Here is a 19,393-nt window from a genome sequence, read left to right as displayed (position 1 = left end):
GTAATTGTGGGTGTGACAGTAGTTTAACTCAGTAGTCTCATCCACTTTCCATAGCGTCATTTACTATGTGAAACGCTTTCAAATTACAACATTTTCTTCAACCAAACTATTTTACTTTCACAGGAGGACATATGTCATTCACAGAAATTAGATTTCCAGAAAATATATCTTATGGTTCCACTGGAGGACCGGAATTTTCCACTGACGTTGTAACAACTCACAATGGTTGTGAACAGCGCAACATCAATTGGTCTCATGCACGCACTAGATACAACATAGCTTACGGGGTCAGATCAAACGAGCAGCTACTAGAACTAATAACATTTTTTCATGCACGAAAAGGTAAAGCAATAGGGTTTCGTTTTAAGGATTGGTCGGATTTTATAGCCATCAACCAAGAGATTGGTATAGGAGATAACAAAAAAACGACTTTTCAGCTAATCAAAACTTATGTAAGTGGGGAAGATAAGCATATACGTATGATCAAAAAGCCAGTGCATGGGACAGTAAAGATTTATTTAAATGGTAAAGAAGAGAGTGAATATTCAGTAAATTATTCAACGGGAGAAATAACATTCATGAAACCGCCAGTAAAAGATGCAATAATCACTGCGAGCTTCGAATTTGATGTGCCCGTGCGCTTTGATACAGATTACTTAAACGCTTCTATTGATGACTATGGAAGCAATAGCTGGAATAATATCCCCTTGGTGGAAGTGAAATTTTAGTTATAAGCGAGCATAGATCCACATCATAGTAGGGCTACTAGTCTACCATAAATTGAAAAATTAAGCACCACTGAGGCTCTATACCTAAATGAGCCTCAGTATATGCAATTATTTTAAACTTTATCACCAGCTATATACTACAATGTTGCTGAGCTTTGCTAACATTTACACTTGAAGCTTGGGGAGATTCTAACTCAGTGCTTTTTTCTTCCTGCAAAATAGAAAGCTTCAACAACTCCTTTAGAGTTGATTTTGCAAGTGTTGTATCATCTTTGTTTAAGATGTAGTCTAGCATGCCGTTTTTCTGTAAGAGATTAACAAAATATCTATCTTCCTCATTAAGAACCTCTATCTTGTTAATACAAGATAATACTAAATCCGAATTCTTTGTTGCTAAAATTCCATTCAAAAAGATATCTAATTTTGTTTTATCTTCAGTTAAGTCTTCAGCTAACCTATTTCTGATATTCTCATTGTCAAACACAATGTACTCGAGGTACGAGGAAGGCTCAATAAGTATAAAGTCCTCTAAAGGCACTAGTTCTGGATAGGTGCCAGCGTAATCAAGTATGCCACACTCAGTAATACACCCTCCTTTTCTTATAACACAGCAATTGAGACGACCATGATACATTGATAACAAAGAAAAAAGACGTATTATACTTGTACCTCTATCTTTCATTTCCTCGAAAAGCTTCCTATCATTTATTAATTTGTGCAAAATGTAATCCATAGCAGGACCTGATTTGCGGAAACGAAACATATTATTCTCTTCAAAAATGGCCTCAGCTAATTCGATAGATTCTTTATCCTCATCTACAAAAGCTTTTTCATTTCTATTTAACTGTATGATCTCAGCTTTGCTATCTCTGCGTAGACCAGTTCTCCTTATTAACATCTCAAATATTTTTATATTCATATATATCCTATATTAATTAAAGTAAATATTAATAATGTTTACTTTTTAAATAAAAATAAATGAAAATTTTAATAAAAATTAAATTTTTTTTAATAGAATAAAAATCTTTTATATTTGCTTGAGTACCAAAAGGGCTTTATTGGTGTAATGCGTTTTCTATTGCGCCTGGCTGCAGTGCCCAGCGTCAAGATCTGATGAACAATGTTCGCTTGCCAGCTTTCGCTTCAATATTTGCACAATTGTGCTAGATCCCCTGCATAACCTGCTTTAAAATCTCCTCCTGCTGCTGAGTGTGAACACTAACATAACCACATGCAGGAGATGCAGCAGCAGGTCTTGCGATACACTTAGGTCTTTTTGCTTGGATATCGAGATTAGATAACACTTCTTCTATCAATGGGTTGACAAAAAACCATCCTCCCATATTTTTTGGTTCTTCTTGACACCATATAATTTCAGCGTTTTTGTACTTTTCAAGTTCATTACTTAGTTTATCTGCAGGAAAAGGATAGAATTGCTCCAAACGTATTACTGCTATATCGTTTATTTTTTGTGCTTCACATATGTCGTAATAAACTTTACCACTGCATATTACAACTTTACGTATTTTATCATTCGAAACTAAACCTGTTCTACATTCTGGAATTACTGTGAGGAATTTTCCTTCAAAATCAGATAGGTTAGATACTGCTCTTTTGTGGCGCAGTAGCGATTTAGGTGTAAACACTACCAGAGGCTTACGAAAGTCTCTATGCATTTGTCTGCGTAAGACATGGAAGTAATTCGCCGGAGTGGAACAATTAACTACCTGCATATTATCCTCTGCGCAGAGTTGCAAAAATCTCTCTATACGTGCGGAGCTATGCTCAGGTCCCTGTCCTTCATAACCATGAGGCAGCAATAAAACTAGACCGCTTGATCGCAACCACTTTGTTTCTGCAGATGCGATAAACTGGTCGATCATAATTTGCGCACCGTTTGCAAAATCACCAAATTGTCCTTCCCAGAGCACCAGTGAATACGGAGAATCAAGACTATATCCATATTCAAAGCCCATTACAGCATACTCAGATAGTGCGCTATCTATGACCTCAAAGTGAGCTTGCTTTTCATTTATATTGTTTAGCGGAATAAATGCTTCTTCTGTTACCTGATCAACAAGCCTTGAATGACGGTGCGAGAAAGTTCCACGACCAGAGTCTTGTCCTGATAAACGCACTCCTATTCTTTCTGTGAGCAGTGATGCAAACGCAAGACTTTCGGCAGTTGCCCAGTCTATATTACTACCAAAATTTATGCTGTCTATTCTGCCATCGAGTATTTTTCTAACCTTATTGTTAATGTTAAAGTTACTTGGGATATTGCTATTTATACGCACACCTAATTTTTTCAGCTCATCTGGCGGAACACCAGAATCCGTGTAGTATTCGCTCAAATCGTTCAGCTTTGCTCTTCTTAATTTTGACCACACTCCACCGAACCAGTCAGCTTTTTTTGGAGTGTAAGCCGCTGATTCAGCAAGACTTTTATCTAATTTTGCCCTGAATTCACTGCGCAATTTATTTACTTCATCGCCATCTAATACTTTCTCTGCAGTCAATTTTTCTTCATACAATGTTCCAGGAGTTTTATGCTTTGATATCGCCTTATACATAAGTGGCTGAGTGAAATTCGGTTCATCACCTTCATTATGGCCATATTTGCGGTAGCACATTATGTCAATTACTACGTCCTTTTTAAATTTCTGCCTATATTCCATCGCCAGACTTGTAGCAAAACTCACAGCTTCCGGGTTATCTCCATTGACGTGAAACACTGGAGCTTCTATTGATTTTGCTATATCAGTGCAATAAAAAGAGGATCGTGCGCAACATGGGTTAGCAGTAAAACCAACTTGGTTATTAATGACAATGTGCACAATGCCATCCACTTTATAGCCTTCAATATTGCTTAAGGTTAAAGTTTCAGCAACCACTCCTTGACCGATGAAAGCCGCATCACCATGAATTGATATGCCAAGCACAGATCTTATATTCTGTTTTGCTCTTATTCTTCCAGCCAAAACCGGATTTACCGCTTCAAGGTGAGATGGATTAGGGCATAAACTTAAATGTATTTTTTTGCCACCTGAAAGTGCTCGATCAGAAGAGTAACCAAGGTGATATTTAACATCACCGGACACCTCAAGACCACTTGGGTATGCAAGATTGCCTTGAAATTCAGACAGCATTGCCGCATATTCTTTCCCCATCACTTTGGTTAGAACATTGAGTCGTCCGCGGTGAGCCATGCCAAGGACTATTTCTTCAATACCAAAAACCGTAGAATCACTAATGATTTTTTCAATTGCAACGATAGCTGATTCTCCACCTTCAATAGAAAAGCGTTTATATCCAGGAAATTTCATATGGAGAAATTGCTCGAACATCTCAGATTCGATCAAGTGCCTCAGTATTTCCTTTTTATCTTGTGAACTCAGCGTATAGGTTTGATTTTCGATCTTTTCCTGCAGCCACATCCTCTCCTCATAAGAGGAGATATGCATAAATTCAAAACCGATGTTCTTGCAGTAAATATCTCTATAGATTCCAGCGTCACTTGCCGGATATAGATTCGAATATTTCTGATAATCTACTTCCTTATTCACATTGGGTAATAACGGATTAAGATCCGCAAAAAAATGACCGTAAGATCTGAAAAAATTTGCTAAACTAGAAACTGAATCATCCACCTTAGTTACATGTTGTGCACCGCAGGTCTCCGCTTTATTAACTTCTAAATTGCTTGAAAAAATTCTATACCAATCCTCCCCGATTGATTTATCACCCTGCAAATAACGGCTATACATTTCTTCCACAAATTCTGCATTATCACCATAAAGGCAGCTTAAACTCGACATAATCACTATAAAAAGTATCAAATACTTATAAGTATAACTTAAGTTTTTTAAAAAAGAACTTTTTTAGTTTCTATACGTCATACCGCCGCGGTATCTCTTAACATAGATCCCGCTAACACGTAGCGGGATGACGATTGTCAGGGTGTCATCCCAGTGCGTGACACTGGTTCACTCTATAATGGCAGCGCCCCTATGGTGTCATCCCAGTGCCCAGACTACTTGGATCCAGAAAAAAGAATGGTGTCATCCGAGTAGCTGACACTGGGATCCAGAAGACTTAATTTCAACCAAGTGGCTGCATAATAAAGGCTAGATCCCAGTGTCACGCACTGGGATGACAAGGTATAAACCTTATCGTCACGCCGCCACGAACCGTCATACCGCGATTCATTCGCGGTATCTCAGCCGCTAACAAGAGATCCCGCTAACACGTAGCGGGATGACGATTGTCAGGCCAGCGCCCCTATAATGTCATCCGAGTAGCCGACACTGGGATCCAGATTGGATACTGAGTTGGTGAGTATAAAAGTATAGCTTCTACGTCATACCGCCGCGAACCGTCATACCGTGATTTATTCACGGTATCTCACATAGATCCCGCTAACAAGCAGCGGGATGACAGCAATCCTACGTCATGCCGCGGTATCTCTTAGCCGCTAACACGTAGCGGGATGACGATTGTCAGGGTGTCATTCCAGCGCGTGAAGGTGGAATCTAGTTTCACTTTATTATGGTGTCATCCGAGTAGCCGACACTGGGATCCAGATTGGATACTGAGTTGGTGAGTATAAAAGTATAGCTTCTACGTCATACCGCCGCGAACCGTCATACCGTGATTTATTCACGGTATCTCACATAGATCCCGCTAACAAGCAGCGGGATGACAACAATCCTACGTCATGCCGCGGTATCTCTTAGCCGCTAACAAGCAGCGGGATGACGAATTACTTAACCATCATCTACACCGTCATACCGCGATTCATTCGCGGTATCTCTTAACATAGATCCCCTACTATACCTTAACATAGATCCCGCTAACAAGCAGCGGGATGACGAATTACTTAACCATCATCTACACCGTCATACCGCGATTCATTCGCGGTATCTCTTAACATAGATCCCCTACTATACCTTAACATAGATCCCGCTAACAAGCAGCGGGATGACGAGCTTATCGTCACGCCGCCGCGAACCGTCATACCGCGATTCATTCGCGGTATCTCAAAGCATAGATCCCGCTAACACGTAGCGGGATGACGATTGTCGGTGAACTTAAGTTACTTTAGCCATAAATATTTAAGAAATTTACCAAACGAAAAAAAGGCAAAAGAAGCCCCGAGTAGCGAGTAGCGAGTTTTGACTCTATATTACTGTAAGTGGCGCTGTAATAATGTGCTGACGCTTAGTTTAAGCGCGGTTTGGCTGAATGTAGAAAAAATTTAAAAGACATGCAGCCGCTATAATTTTATGTAATCCGCCAAAAAATACCCTGAGTTTTTTACTGAATTTTGTCATTGAGCCTGCAGGTCAAAAACAAGTTTTGAGTCATAAATACCCTTAATACTATAATAAGGGCGCTGGAGGAGTTTGTCAAGGAAGTTTTTTCGTTTCTATGAGCTACTTGGATGACGAGAAAGGAGCACTTACATATTTATGGCAACCTCATTACCTACGCTCAAAAAGTTTTTCAATATCACTGAGTTTCATTTCTATATAAGTTGGTCTTCCGTGGTTGCATTGCCCGGAATATGGGGTTTTTTCCATTTGTCTAAGCAGCACATTCATTTCTTCTAATCTCATTTTTCTACCCGCTCTAATTGATCCATAACAAGCGATAGTGGCCAATATTTTGTTCACTTTATCTTCTACTGGCAATGTATCTTCTATTTCCGTTAATCTATCGACTATATTAATTAGCATCTCTTTCACATCTATTGCTCCCAAAATTGCAGGGATTTCTTTTACTATCACTTTATTTTCTGGTTTGATCTCAATATCAAAACCCATTTCAAATAACTTATCTTTATAGATTTCAATCATCTCCATTCCGGCTTGATTTTTGATTTCAACCGTTTCAGGAAGAAGTAGTTTTTGTCTTTTTACACTTGATTTTTGTTTTAAGCATTCATATACTAGCCTTTCGTGGGCTGCATGCTGGTCGACTATAATCAATTTGTCTCTTACCTCGGCAATAATGTAAGTATTATAGACCTGACAGCGTGCAAACCCGAGCGGGTGGCTCTCTATCAAATCAACTTGCTCTAACACCTTTTTTTCTAGAACCATAGTCTCCGCTTGTGATGGAAATTTCTGTATGCCGGTATAATCAAACGATTTTGACTGTTCTGATAAGCCTTTTGCTTTTTCATTTAGAGAAGCAAATTCTTTTATTAGTTGATTTTTAAAAGGACTTGGTCTTTTTTCATAAAATTCTTTTTGAACATTAGGTTTATCAAAAGGATCCGGCAATGTTGAATCCATTTTCTGGTCATGCGCTGGAAAAGTGCCTATCCTTCTTGACAATGCTTTAATTAATCCTCTTGTCATTATCTCATATATGAGCTTCTTATTCTGAAACCTTACTTCTGACTTATTTGGATGCACATTTACATCTACTTGATCATAAGGTATCTCTAAATGTAACGCTGCAAAAGGATACCTATCGCTTGGAATAAAATCATGATATGCATACCTAACTGCGCCAATAAGTAAATTATCTTTAATTGGCCTTCCATTAACAAACGTATAGATCTGAGTGGACTTACCACGATTGACGGTCGGCTTACAGATGTGTCCCGTAAGTTTAATGCCGTCTTCTTCTTCATTGATCTCCAAAGAATTGCCCTGAAATTCTTCTTCTACTTCACACAATCTATGAAATAACGAAGTCTGCTTAGCGTATTTTAAGAGCTTTTTATTACCTGAAGTGAGAGTAAACCCTATATGATAGTTAATCATTGCTAGGTTGTTTACAATATCAACAATGCTTTGAGTTTCTGCTCTTTCAGTTTTTAGAAATTTTAGTCTATTTGGAGTGGCAAAAAATAAATCTCGTACTTCAATATGTGTGCCTTGTGATAAAGAGTAAGGAGTTTGCTCCCCTATTTTCTCTCCACCCTCATAACTTATAGACCATGCTTCATTTGCTTCTCTTGCCTTAGACGATAATTTTATCCTACTTACTGCTGCTATTGAAGGCAGAGCTTCTCCTCTAAAGCCAAGATGCTTGATTTCTATCAACTCATTGTCGCTCAATTTTGAAGTAGCATGGCGCATAAACGCAAGTTCTAAATCGTTTTTTTCTACTCCGTTACCATCATCTGTCACAATAATAAGGTTACGCCCACCTCTTTCTATTTTAATCTCTATTTCTAAACTTCCAGCATCTATTGCATTTTCCACTAATTCCTTTACTACACTTGCTGGCCTTTCTATCACCTCCCCCGCTGCTATACGGTTTATGGTTTTTGTGTCTAAAAGAATTATTGCCATAGATTTATTATGAAACTGGTTTTTCTTTTACTTCTTTGGTCTGCTTCTCTCTCCACTTTTTTAACCTACCTGCAATTTCACTGTTAGAAATTGACAATATAGATACGGCGGTAATGGCAGCATTATGTGCTCCATTTTCCCCTATAGACATGGTTGCAACTGGAACACCCTTTGGCATTTGAACTATAGAGAGTAGGCTGTCCAGCCCATTTAATTGTTTACTATGCACAGGAACGCCGATAACTGGTAAACAAGTTAGTGACGCAACCATACCAGGTAAATGAGCTGCACCTCCTGCACCAGCTATAATAACCTTAAAACCTTCTTCTTGTGCAGATTTAGCAAAATTGAAGAGCCTTTCTGGTGTTCTATGTGCAGATATTATGAATATATCATGTGAAACTTCTAATGCTTTTAACATATCAACAGTATGGACCATAGTGGTGTAATCTGACTCACTTCCCATAATAACAGCAACATCTTTTTTTATTTTTGTCATATTCAACACAATTTTACTTACTAACTAAATAATGTTCCAGCTAAAAAGCAACAAATATTTAAATTATATTATAAATATAATATATAGAATTCTCGTTAAAATAGAAATTTTAAAAATTTAAATAAATATTTATATTAAGATATAGAGATATAAACTTCTTATGTAAGATAAATTTATAAAATAATTATTTTTGTATTTCAAGCTTTGTAATCTTAGCTTGTTCTTTCTATAAATGGTTTTTTCAGATAGACTGATGGTAAAATGGTAATTTAAAATTACTAGAAATTTGATAAAAATATTAATATATAATCAACTTAAAGTTTTAAATATTGATATCATATAATTATTGACAAGTTACATGATATTAATATCTTGGTATATTAAATATTATGTTATAATATTTAATAAAGTTAATTGATATGTGAGTGTAAGAATTATGGAAATAATATCGTTAAATAACTTAGACAGTGCAGGAATAAAAACAAAGTTGCTTTATATAATAAATAAAATTATAGAAAAAAATGCTTGGACTCAGGCTTTTGCAGCTGAGAAACTTGGTATTGATCAGCCAAAGGTATCGCAAATTAAAAATGGTAAAATAGATGGTTTTTCTTTAGAGCGATTGTTAGGATTTCTAAAAAAACTTGATCATGAGATAACAATCACGATGACAGAAAGCCAAGAAATAAAATCTGAGGCAGAAAAAGTAAAACATGAAGTTGAATCGCAATAGATACAAAGTTGACAACTTGTTTTTTGTGATATAGTATAAAACTTATTAAGGTAGTATCTTATGGCTGAGTCTATTGTAGAAAAGTGTATAGAACGGGTAAGTAACCGTTTCAAATTGGTTCTGTTGGCAAGTCAAAGAACACATGATTTAAATACAGGGGCAAGTAATCCAATTCAAGCAGCTAAGTTTAAAGGTCATAAAAATACCATAGTTTCCTTACATGAAATAGCAGGAAAACAGGTGGATACTCATGAGCTGTTTAGCCTTTTGGTAGGTAGATGCAAGGAATACATGAAAGGAAATATGAATAATGTTTACAGCAGTAATACAAGTAAGCTAGCGAATTTATTAAATTTTTCTGATAACACAGATCTTGATGCAAGTCAAGAAAGCCAAGATTATGAAGTGGATGGTGAAATAGATGATGAAATAAATGATCAAGATGGCGATGAAGAAGTATCCGTTTAGAAATCTACTGAAGTCACATAGTCTTTAAATGATTTGCATTGCTATCTATACACTGTTGTTCTGTATGAGTGTAATGTTGTGTTGCATAGTGTCTAAGTCAAATGATGTGTACAATAAGGTTTTAGCGTTCAATAATTTCTCAACGCAAGTAGTTGTACTTATAACAGCAATATCAATCATTCTGAATAATTTTTTTTTAATTGATATAGCATTGTTGTATGCTAGCGTTAGCTTTATATCAACTATAGCACTAATGAGATTAATGTTGTTTTGATAATTTATGATAGGATCCATTTTCATATTTTTAGGTATTTGTTTGATAATTATTTCAAATATAGGGGTGATCAGATTTCCTGATTTCTATACTAGGTTACATGCAGCAGGTATTACAGATTCTAGCGGTGCAACGTTATTGTTAATTGGTTTTGCTTTGCAGAATGGATTTTCAATCAATACTGTTAAAATAGTATTATTAATTTTTATAATATGGGTAGCTAACTCAACTAATAGCTATATTTTAGCGCGCACTCATTATAAAGTTAAGAAAAAAACTGTTAAAGAAGGCTAAGGTGTTAGAAATATTAAATGTAGTGTTACTTTTGTTGTTACTAACAGTTACGGTTTTTATAGTTTTCTCGCGACATTTAGTCGTAAGTGCTGTTCTAATGTGTGTATTTAGTTCACTGATTGCGCTTATATACTTAATTATGAATGCACCTGATGTTGCAATTACTGAAGCTTCTGTTGGTGCGGGGCTCAGTACAGTTTTTACGTTTGCAGCACTCTCCTTGATAAAGAATCATAAAGTAAATCTATCTCATAACCCTATAACGCTTTTTTTTATGTTATTTCTGGCTGTATGTTTGTCATATTTTATGATTCAATTGCCAGATTTTGGCAGCCACAATGCTCCGATCCACTTGCATGTTGCTCCTTATTATGTGGAAAATACCGAAAAAGCTACCGGTATTCCTAATATAGTGACAGCTATTTTGGCAAGCTTTCGTGGTTATGACACGTTTGGAGAAACTATAGTAGTTTTTACTGCTGCGCTTTGTATAACGTTGATATTAAAAGAAGAAAAAGAAAATGATTAAAGATCCGATATTAAATGCAGTAACATTTTTGATGATACCTTTTATCATTTTATTTGGTTTATACATACAATTTCACGGTGATTACACTCCGGGTGGAGGTTTTCAAGCAGGAATAATTATTGCCTCCGGGATAATATTATATTCAATGCTATTTGGTGTATCTACAACTCTAAAAGCAATACCTTATTCTGTGATTAGATTGACTAACGTGTTAGGTATTTTAATTTATGGAGGAACGGGCGTTGCAACAACTTTACTTGGCCAAAATTTTTTATCTTATGATATCTTGTTAACCAATAATAGAACCGGTCAAAAATTAGGTATTTTTTTGGTGGAATTAGGTGTAGCATTTACTGTCTGCTCCTCTATGTTAATTATATATATAAATTTTGCTCGTAGGAAAAAACAATGACTTTATATAATTATACGATTATTATTGTATTAATGGTGCTAGGTTTATATATTATTATAAACGATAAAAATTTAATCAAGAAAATGATAGGGGTAAGCGTCTTCCAAGCATCTGTTTTGTTATTTTACATATCTCTAGGATATATAAAAAGTTCCTTGCCTCCTATATTGGTTTCAAATTTTTATTCATATAGCAATCCTATACCCCATGTTTTAATGCTTACTGCTATAGTGGTTGGAATTGCAACATTTTCAGTTGGATTATCCATAGCAGTAAAAATGGAAGAAAAGTATGGAACAATTGATTAAGACAAGTGTACATAAATTAACAGTATCTTAAACTATATGAAGTAACAAATAGCCACAAGTTAAAAGTAAAATTATAGACTTGCTCGTTGTAAGTTTGTTTGTTAATAAGAAATAAAATTATAAACTATAAAGGTAATGATGTCAACTATTAATGATGCAGAAGATAAGAAAAAAGTTATCAAAGATCTGGTAACTAAGAGTATAAAAAAGGGTGGTTTTATCACCTTTGATGATATAAATGATAAATTATCAGATGAAAATTTTTCGTCTGACTTTATAGATGATGCTATATCTTTATTGCAGGATTCCGGAATTAATGTGCTTGAAAGTAGCGAAGATGAAGAAGATATTCCTTCCAACAGTGATGATAGTAAACTTGATGATGATGACACATCGCCAAATGTTACTGCAACTTTAGTACAAAATGATGATCCAGTGAGGATTTATTTACAAGACATGAGCTCCGTAAAGCTTTTATCAAGGGCAGATGAAATCGAGATAGCAAAAAAAATTGAATCTGAAAAGCATAACATGTTACGTGCAATAATTGAAACATCAGTAACATTAAAGGTGATAAAAGTATGGCGTGATGATTTAAGTAATGGAGCTCTCTTACTGAGAGAAATTATAGATCTGGATGCAATTTATAACTCTGATTTTAATGTGGTACCCAAAGAAGAAAGTGAAGAGAGTGAAGAAAGTGCTGAAGATGTTGAGGATTCTGAGGATGTTTCTGAAGATGCTGAGTACTGTAGTGATGATAAGAAAGATAGTAAAAAAAGTGATGATGAGAAAGACGGTAATAATGAAGATATAAGTTCAGTCAATTTAAATGTTTCTATTCTTGAAATGGAAAGTGACTTATTGCCAAAGGTCATAGTTGCATTGGATGAGATAATTACTTTAACAAATGAAGCGTTGATATTAAGAAAAAATTCTAAAAATTTCTCTAATGAGCTAGAAAATTTGTATAATCAAATATGGTCTATAGCATTACAAATTAAGTTAAGTGATGCTGCTGTTGCCAGAATTACACAAGAACTTTATAAGATAAATAGATCCATTACGCTTGAAGAGGCTAATCTTATTGCTGAGGCTAGAAAATACGATATCGATAGAGAAAGTTTCTATAAAGTTTATGATGACGTGCTTTTAAAGCACGAATTGAAAAAGATAAGTCTTTTAAAGATCAATGAAAATCAGTCCTCTTTTACAGGTGAATTAAAAAACAAATTTTTAAGGTTTATAGACGATAACTCTGAACATATAGCTAGTACCTTGAACGGTATTAAGCAGCATATACAGGAAGATAACGTACAAGAATTTAAGGAGCTAATCAAGAGAATACAAAAACACGAACGAGAAGTCTCTGAAGCAAAGCAAGAAATGATTAAGGCTAACTTAAGGCTAGTAGTTTCCATTGCTAAGAAGTATTCAAAAAGAGGCCTTGATCTGCTTGATTTGATACAAGAAGGCAATATTGGTCTTATGAAGGCCGTGGATAAGTTTGATTACAAACGTGGATATAAATTTTCAACTTATGGCACTTGGTGGGTAAGACAATCAATCACTAGAGCAATACCTGAGCAGTCTAAAGTAGTTAGAATACCAGTTCATATGGTGGAAATTATCAGTAAAATCAACAGAGCATTAAGAAAGATGACTCATGAGATGGGAAGAGAGCCGACGTTAGAGGAATTGAGTGTAGAACTGACAATGCCACTGGAAAGAATACGCAAAGTTATGAAAATAGCAAGGGATCCAGTAAGTCTTGAAGCTCCAACAGGAAAAGATGATAGTAGTACCTTTGGTGATTGTATAGAAGACAAGCGAGTCTCCAGGCCAGAGGATGCTGCAATACTTGCTGACTTGCGTGGCATTACAACCAATGTTCTTGCAACTTTAACACCAAAGGAAGAAAGAATTTTAAGAATGCGTTTTGGCCTTGGTAAAGATGGGAAGGAACATACCTTAGAAGAAGTAGGAAAAATTTTTAATGTAACACGTGAGAGAATTAGGCAAATAGAGGCAAAAGCACTGCGCAAGTTGAAACATCCAAGCCGTGCTAGAAAACTTAGAGGGTTCTTTTAAGTATACGTGTCAAGTTAAGAAGAAGCTGATTTTGCCCGGAAAAAGTGGAGAGCAAGTTAGGCCAAAGTTGTATAATTTCACCGCTATTTTTCTTTTTCTATGAATCTAATGAAACAACATGCTAATCTACGGTAAATATTATGACAAACAAAAATGACAATTCTAATTCAAAGTATAGAAATTTTTATGTTCTGGGTGATAGCTTATCCGATAATGGCGCAATCATTGGAATTTTAAATAATTTATCCTTTGCAAAAAGCGTAAAATTTGATGATCCTTTTTATCAAGGAAGATCTTTTAGCAATGGCCCTACTGCTGTTGAATATATAGCAAAATATTTAGATTTAGATGAATTTAAACCTGGGTGGAGTTATTCATTTTTTGGGAGATGCCACGAACAGCAAGGTCAGAATTACGCAGTTTCATATGCAACAGCATCTGAAATTTTTGACCCTATTTTTTCTTATTTCTTCAATAAATTTCGTTTAGCTAACCAGCTAGATGCGGTAATTAAACATCATCCAGATATAGGTAAAGAAGATTTATTTTGCATCATAATCGGCGGAAATGATGTTATGGTTGCCACTGCTTATGACGATACTAAAGCGGAAGAAGTGTTGGAACAAGCAGTGAGTGAAATATGTAATGCACTTAAGGTTCTAAATGAACATGGTGTTAAGCATGTAGTTGTTGCAAATGCACCTGAAGTTGGCTCAATACCAGCTTTTAATAGAGATGAAGAAGCAAGGGAATTAGCTACAAAGCTCACGGAGAGTTTCAATGCAAAACTGGCTAAAGGCTTAGATTATATGAAGAAAAGTACAAATCTTGAAATAAAAGCATTTGATCTTAACTCTAAAATGAGAAGTATGTTTAGCGAATACAAGAGCAAAGGTTTAAATTGTCAAGATGCATGCACATCGAACATTGCAGACCAAGTTGGGAGATTTAAAGAAAATATAAAAATACTCTTAAAGTTGATATTTAAAGGGGAACTTGACGTTCACTATAACCCTGGGTGTAGCAAAGAAACACTAAAGGATTATTTCTTTTTTGATTATTTCCATCCAACTGCGGAACTTCATCATGAAGTTGGTAATGAAGTGTATGAGTTGATTTGACACAGTTTTTTGAACATATCCTTTTAAATAGTAACCAGACTGCATTCTGTGATTTTTAGCAAAACACGATCTTTCATTTGAGCTTTCTTCAATTTAAAATAAATACAGAAAATTGCTGCCTATAGCTAAACTGACTTAGATTTACCGATAATTTGAAAAACCGTCATCCCGCTACTATATAGTTATTGATATATATTTTCTTTTAAGCTCTTGGTTTTGATCGATAAATGTAATCATTTCATCTTCTAAAGTTTTAATTTGATTACGTAAAATTGCAAGAAGTTCCTCTATTTGTTTGATTATAGATGTATCAGTTACCTGTTGGATTTGGGTTTTTTGTATTTTTGCTATTTCTACAAGTTGGTTTCTACGAGATAATTTTTGTTTCAAGCAATCAATATTACCATTACTAACTGTTAAAGGAGTAACACGCATATCTGTATTATTAATATAACGTGAGATGATACTGCAGTCTATTTTATCAGTTTTTGTAGTAATACCAAGGCTTTTAGCATAGTCTCTCCCACCTTGGTTGAATGACGTACACCTCAAAACCATTGCTTAGTAAAGTATAGGCACATAATTTTTCGTATCCACCAGTTGCCTCAAGACCAATTTTGGTTACATTATGCAAACGTAAAAAGTCCAGCATTTCATCAATGGATTGTACATTGTTTTCAAATATTTTATAATGCTCAAGTGGGTGAATGTGGAGATCTAATTTACTTTTGCTAACATCAATGCCAGCAATAATGTTTGATGAATTCATAATTCCTCCGTAATAATAACATATACTGCATTTTCCAGCCTTATATACGAGCCTAAAAGCTCAATCAGTTGTTCGGAACTTTCAGTATAATAAACCAGAGAAGAGAACCTTGCTGAACAACGATTCTTATAATCAAGGGGCGTGACGATTCCTCTTCTCTGTGTGTCTTTAATCTCACTACTTTGATATTTATAAAGACTTGTTCTTAACATATAAGGGAAGTGTCCTCTAGGTGAGATTGTGGAGCATTCGTTGCAGCATTTGGCTGTTCAATTACGCTAGTTGATTCTTTAGGTATACTATTTCCTTCAAAATTTCCATCTTTTTATTATGTTCTCTTTAGCATTTTGAGAGTGAATTATTCTAGTTTTGATATTTAAACGTTTTGTATCTGCTGTAATGATTTCACTTCCAGTTTGCTATTCTTTACATATTGAATTGCAAGCACTAACGCTTTACTTCCGGAAGCTGTGGTGCTGTAAGCTATATTTTGCAAAATAGCAGTTCTCCTGATATCTTTGCTGTCTGAGACTGACTTTACACCTTTTGAAGTATTAATCACTAGATTTATTTTTCCATCTTTGAGCATATCAACTATGTGGGGTCTGCCTTCTCTTACTTTATTTACAGCTTGTGCAGCAATGCCGTTATTGTTCAGATACGAAGCTGTGCCTTTGGTGGCATATATTTCAAAACTCAGTTCTTTCAACATTCGTGCAACTGGCAATATATACTTTTTATCATCATCTTTTACTGAAACCAGAGCTGTTCCTTCTGTTGGTAACTTGTATCCTGCAGCCATGTGCGTTTTTGCAAGTGCAGCTTCAAATGATGAGTCAATTCCCATCACTTCTCCTGTTGATTTCATTTCAGGACCAAGTAAAGTATCAACTCCTGCAAAGCGGGTAAATGGAAAAACAGCAGCTTTAACTGCAAAATGATTGAAAGGCTTGTTTTCCTGATTCAATTTTTTACCCAAAATAACCTGAGTGGCAAGCTTTGCAATAGGAATATTGATTACCTTGGAAATAAAAGGAACGGTTCGACTAGCCCTTAAATTCACTTCAAGTATGTATACATCACTAGACCTCTTGCATAACTCGATTTCTGAAGGCAATTTTGTCGTCAAAGCTTGTCTGCGCTCCTCAAATACATTCGAGTATTCTGTGGTGCTCATCTGCACTTTTCCTAAAGATTTCTCATCACAAACAGGTTCTGCAAGAGGTCTATTCTCTTGAACAGCAAACTGAATGTTTATCAGACCTTTCACTTTTAATGCTAATGCTATTCTCTCAGTTTGGAGCTCGATCTCTTTTATTACTTCGTCACTCAATGTATTTGTCGGTATTGAGCATGTTGAATCACCAGAGTGGATACCAGCTTCTTCAATATGCTCCATGACCGCTGCAATGAAAACTTTTTCCCCATCACATACAGCATCAACGTCAACCTCAACTGCATTGACTAAAAATTTATCAAGAAGCAGCGAACCATGCTCAAAGATTTTAGTTTGATCTAAGACGTACTCTTTAAAGCTCTGAGTATCGTGTCTAATCGACATAGACTGACCGCCGAGGACATATGATGGCCTGACTACTAGTGGAAACCCCACCTTTTCTGCGTTGGTTAACGCTTCTTCTACTGAATGGCAGATAGAATTTTCAGGTTGTTTTAAATTAAGTTGCAAAGCAAGGTTTTTAAACCTCATGCGATCTTCTGCAAGGTCAATAGAATCAAACGAAGTTCCCAGAATTTTGAAACCTCTCTCGTTAAGCACTTTGGCTAACTTTAAAGGTGTTTGACCGCCTATTTGAACTATTACACCAACCAGTGTGCCATTTTCTTGCTCTTTACTTAGTATTTCAAGCACATCCTCTGCAATGAGTGGTGCAAAATATAAACGATCAGCGGTATCGTAGTCAGTTGAGACAGTTTCGGGATTACAGTTGATCATTATTGTTTCATACCCCATTTCTTTGGCGGCAGAAGCTGCATGTACGCATGCATAATCAAACTCAATACCTTGACCAATGCGATTTGGACCACTTCCTAAAATGACAACCTTTTCTCGGTCAGAAATATTCGCCTCACATTCCGTTTTATTTTCAACATCACCCTCATAGCAGCCATACATATAAGCAGTGCTCGATTCAAATTCAGCTGCACAGGTGTCTACGCGTTTATAAACTTGTTTAATGCCAAATTTTTTTCTTATTTCTTCGATTTGTTTTACTCGATCTCCAGCGTGTAACGCTGGCTGGATCCCAGTGTCACGCACTGGGATGACATTAGAGGGTACTGGCATGACAGAGGTAGGTCTATTACTTAACTTTGCTAATCTTGCATCTGAAAATCCCATTTTTTTCAGCTCTAACATTTCGTACGCAGTTCCAGGAAATCCATTTTCCTTGATTTTTTGTTCAGTTAATATAATTTGCTGTATATTTTGCAGAAACCATAAGTCATATCCTGTAATCGAATTTATTTCTTCTATGCTAATTCCGTGGCGCATTGCGTCAGCAGCAATCAGTAATCTGTTTGGTAGCAATTTTGCTAATTGAGATTTTATGTGATCAATATCAATGTTCTCAGGAAATACTTCATCAAGTCCTGTAAAATCAGTTTCAAGTGAACGGAAAGCTTTCTGTAGTGACTCATTAAAAGTGCGGCCTATAGACATCACTTCTCCCACTGATTTCATGGAGGTTGATAATTCACAATTCGTCCCCTTAAATTTCTCAAACTCAAATCGAGGAATTTTAGTGACGATATAATCAATCACTGGTTCGAATGCTGCTGGTATTATTGGAGCACAGTCGTTACGTATTTCGTCGAGCGAATAGCCAATAGCAAGTTTAGTTACAACTTTTGCAATAGGATAGCCTGTTGCTTTCGAAGCAAGTGCAGAAGAGCGAGAAACCCTTGGATTCATCTCAATCACAACGAGGCTTCCATCTTCTTTAGGATTCACTGCAAATTGAACATTTGCACCACCGGCACTAACATCAATTTCTCTCAGCACTGCTATAGATGCATTTCTCATCTGTTGGTATTCTACGTCACGCAGAGTCAAAGCAGGAGCAACCGTAATACTATCTCCGGTGTGCACTCCCATCGGATCAACATTTTCTATCGAACAGACTATTATGCAGTTATCTTTACAATCGCGGATAACTTCCATTTCATACTCTTTCCAGCCGATAATTGATTCATCTATCTGAACTTCATTTATTGGCGAAATTTTGAGAGCACTTTCTGCGATATTGAAAAACTCCTCTTTATTATATGCTATGCCACTACCTGCACCACCAAGAGTGAATGATGAACGAATGATTGCTGGTAATCCAACGTAATCCAAAGCCTTTTTTATTTGTTCTTGATTTTTTATAATGATACTTTTGGGGTATTTCAGTCCTATTCTATCCATGGACTGACGGAATAACTCTCTATCCTCTGCTTTTTTTATTGCTTCTCTATTTACCCCTATTAATTCTACGTTGTATTTGTCTAACACTCCATCATCTGCAAGTTTTATTGCACAATTGAGCGCTGTTTGCCCGCCCATTGTTGGCAATATTGCGTCTGGCCTCTCCTTAATTATAATTTTCTCTATGATTTCAGGCAGTACCGGCTCAATATACGTCGCATCAGAAAACTCAGGATCTGTCATTATAGTTGCGGGGTTGGAGTTAACCAAAATGACTTTATAACCTTCGCTTTTTAATACTTTACAGCTTTGCGTTCCGGAATAATCAAACTCGCATGCCTGACCTATAACTATTGGGCCTGCTCCTATTACTAATATAGATTCTATATCTGTGCGTTTCGGCATAATTACAATAACGGTCTCTATTCAA

19 protein-coding genes are annotated in these 19,393 nt (G+C 35.9%); 11 read left to right on the top strand and 8 right to left on the bottom strand.

Going from position 1 to position 19,393, the window contains the following annotated elements; all coding sequences use genetic code 11:
- The first annotated feature begins 131 nt into the window (after positions 1 to 131).
- Positions 132 to 728 (top strand): TIGR02217 family protein, encoded by a 597-nt coding sequence (locus ABL518_RS01940; RefSeq protein ID WP_138265061.1) that lies wholly within the window; start codon positions 132 to 134, stop codon positions 726 to 728.
- Positions 729 to 858: 130 nt separating this feature from the next.
- Here the strand turns inward: ABL518_RS01940 and ABL518_RS01935 are convergent, their stop codons facing one another.
- Positions 859 to 1,647, bottom strand: coding sequence for a hypothetical protein (locus ABL518_RS01935; protein WP_095742844.1), 789 nt, complete (start codon positions 1,645 to 1,647; stop codon positions 859 to 861).
- A 244-nt stretch (positions 1,648 to 1,891) separates the two neighbouring features.
- On the bottom strand, positions 1,892 to 4,546 hold the full coding sequence (locus ABL518_RS01930) for a 2-oxoglutarate dehydrogenase E1 component (protein WP_095742843.1): 2,655 nt from the start codon (positions 4,544 to 4,546) through the stop codon (positions 1,892 to 1,894).
- A gap of 127 nt (positions 4,547 to 4,673) precedes the next feature.
- Here ABL518_RS01930 and ABL518_RS01925 point away from each other — a divergent pair, with 127 nt between their 5' ends.
- Positions 4,674 to 4,805, top strand: coding sequence for a hypothetical protein (locus tag ABL518_RS01925; protein WP_255322263.1), 132 nt, complete (start codon positions 4,674 to 4,676; stop codon positions 4,803 to 4,805).
- 1,406 nt (positions 4,806 to 6,211) lie between these two features.
- Here the strand turns inward: ABL518_RS01925 and mutL are convergent.
- Positions 6,212 to 8,038 (bottom strand): DNA mismatch repair endonuclease MutL, encoded by a 1,827-nt coding sequence (gene mutL, locus ABL518_RS01920; RefSeq protein ID WP_348994385.1) that lies wholly within the window; start codon positions 8,036 to 8,038, stop codon positions 6,212 to 6,214.
- Between the two features lie 7 nt (positions 8,039 to 8,045).
- Positions 8,046 to 8,537, bottom strand: coding sequence for a 5-(carboxyamino)imidazole ribonucleotide mutase (gene purE / locus ABL518_RS01915; protein WP_179943748.1), 492 nt, complete (start codon positions 8,535 to 8,537; stop codon positions 8,046 to 8,048).
- A 436-nt stretch (positions 8,538 to 8,973) separates the two neighbouring features.
- Between purE and ABL518_RS01910 the strand changes: the two genes are divergently transcribed.
- The 9 genes from ABL518_RS01910 (at position 8,974) to ABL518_RS01870 (ending at position 14,767) form a co-directional block, all read left to right on the top strand.
- Positions 8,974 to 9,270 (top strand): helix-turn-helix domain-containing protein, encoded by a 297-nt coding sequence (locus ABL518_RS01910; protein WP_010081926.1) that lies wholly within the window; start codon positions 8,974 to 8,976, stop codon positions 9,268 to 9,270.
- 60 nt (positions 9,271 to 9,330) lie between these two features.
- Complete coding sequence (rpoZ, locus tag ABL518_RS01905; RefSeq protein ID WP_007548528.1) at positions 9,331 to 9,738, top strand: DNA-directed RNA polymerase subunit omega; 408 nt, start codon at positions 9,331 to 9,333, stop codon at positions 9,736 to 9,738.
- Positions 9,739 to 9,766: 28 nt separating this feature from the next.
- On the top strand, positions 9,767 to 10,012 hold the full coding sequence (locus ABL518_RS01900) for a monovalent cation/H+ antiporter complex subunit F (RefSeq protein WP_007548527.1): 246 nt from the start codon (positions 9,767 to 9,769) through the stop codon (positions 10,010 to 10,012).
- A gap of 6 nt (positions 10,013 to 10,018) precedes the next feature.
- Positions 10,019 to 10,306 (top strand): monovalent cation/H(+) antiporter subunit G, encoded by a 288-nt coding sequence (mnhG, locus tag ABL518_RS01895; protein ID WP_006279703.1) that lies wholly within the window; start codon positions 10,019 to 10,021, stop codon positions 10,304 to 10,306.
- A gap of 1 nt (position 10,307) precedes the next feature.
- Positions 10,308 to 10,835 (top strand): DUF4040 domain-containing protein, encoded by a 528-nt coding sequence (locus tag ABL518_RS01890; RefSeq protein WP_015589497.1) that lies wholly within the window; start codon positions 10,308 to 10,310, stop codon positions 10,833 to 10,835.
- Positions 10,828 to 11,247 (top strand): Na(+)/H(+) antiporter subunit B, encoded by a 420-nt coding sequence (locus ABL518_RS01885; RefSeq protein ID WP_006279705.1) that lies wholly within the window; start codon positions 10,828 to 10,830, stop codon positions 11,245 to 11,247. Before ABL518_RS01890 ends, ABL518_RS01885 begins: the two co-directional genes overlap by 8 nt.
- A complete protein-coding gene (locus ABL518_RS01880) occupies positions 11,244 to 11,555 on the top strand; it encodes a cation:proton antiporter subunit C (protein ID WP_006279706.1) in 312 nt (103 codons plus the stop codon). The genes ABL518_RS01885 and ABL518_RS01880 overlap by 4 nt, the downstream gene beginning before the upstream one ends.
- A gap of 138 nt (positions 11,556 to 11,693) precedes the next feature.
- Positions 11,694 to 13,646, top strand: coding sequence for an RNA polymerase sigma factor RpoD (rpoD, locus tag ABL518_RS01875; RefSeq protein ID WP_095742841.1), 1,953 nt, complete (start codon positions 11,694 to 11,696; stop codon positions 13,644 to 13,646).
- 140 nt (positions 13,647 to 13,786) lie between these two features.
- Positions 13,787 to 14,767: an SGNH/GDSL hydrolase family protein gene (locus tag ABL518_RS01870; RefSeq protein WP_010082050.1), complete on the top strand. Its 981-nt coding sequence runs from the start codon at positions 13,787 to 13,789 to the stop codon at positions 14,765 to 14,767.
- Between the two features lie 174 nt (positions 14,768 to 14,941).
- Here the strand turns inward: ABL518_RS01870 and ABL518_RS01865 are convergent, their stop codons facing one another.
- The 4 genes from ABL518_RS01865 to carB form a co-directional block, all read right to left on the bottom strand.
- A complete protein-coding gene (locus ABL518_RS01865) occupies positions 14,942 to 15,325 on the bottom strand; it encodes a hypothetical protein (protein WP_227738615.1) in 384 nt (127 codons plus the stop codon).
- Positions 15,276 to 15,536 (bottom strand): IS110 family transposase, encoded by a 261-nt coding sequence (locus tag ABL518_RS01860; RefSeq protein WP_010082049.1) that lies wholly within the window; start codon positions 15,534 to 15,536, stop codon positions 15,276 to 15,278. Before ABL518_RS01860 ends, ABL518_RS01865 begins: the two co-directional genes overlap by 50 nt.
- Positions 15,533 to 15,748, bottom strand: a complete 216-nt coding sequence (locus ABL518_RS01855; RefSeq protein ID WP_080717592.1) for a hypothetical protein — start codon at positions 15,746 to 15,748, stop codon at positions 15,533 to 15,535. Before ABL518_RS01855 ends, ABL518_RS01860 begins: the two co-directional genes overlap by 4 nt.
- A gap of 164 nt (positions 15,749 to 15,912) precedes the next feature.
- Complete coding sequence (gene carB, locus ABL518_RS01850; protein WP_095742840.1) at positions 15,913 to 19,368, bottom strand: carbamoyl-phosphate synthase large subunit; 3,456 nt, start codon at positions 19,366 to 19,368, stop codon at positions 15,913 to 15,915.
- Positions 19,369 to 19,393: the final 25 nt, after the last annotated feature.

The sequence above is a fragment of the Wolbachia endosymbiont of Drosophila willistoni genome (genome assembly GCF_040084705.1).
Classification (GTDB): Bacteria; Pseudomonadota; Alphaproteobacteria; order Rickettsiales; family Anaplasmataceae; genus Wolbachia; species Wolbachia pipientis.
Note: the sequence above shows the minus strand (reverse complement) of the source record. Positions and strands in the feature narration are given on the sequence as shown.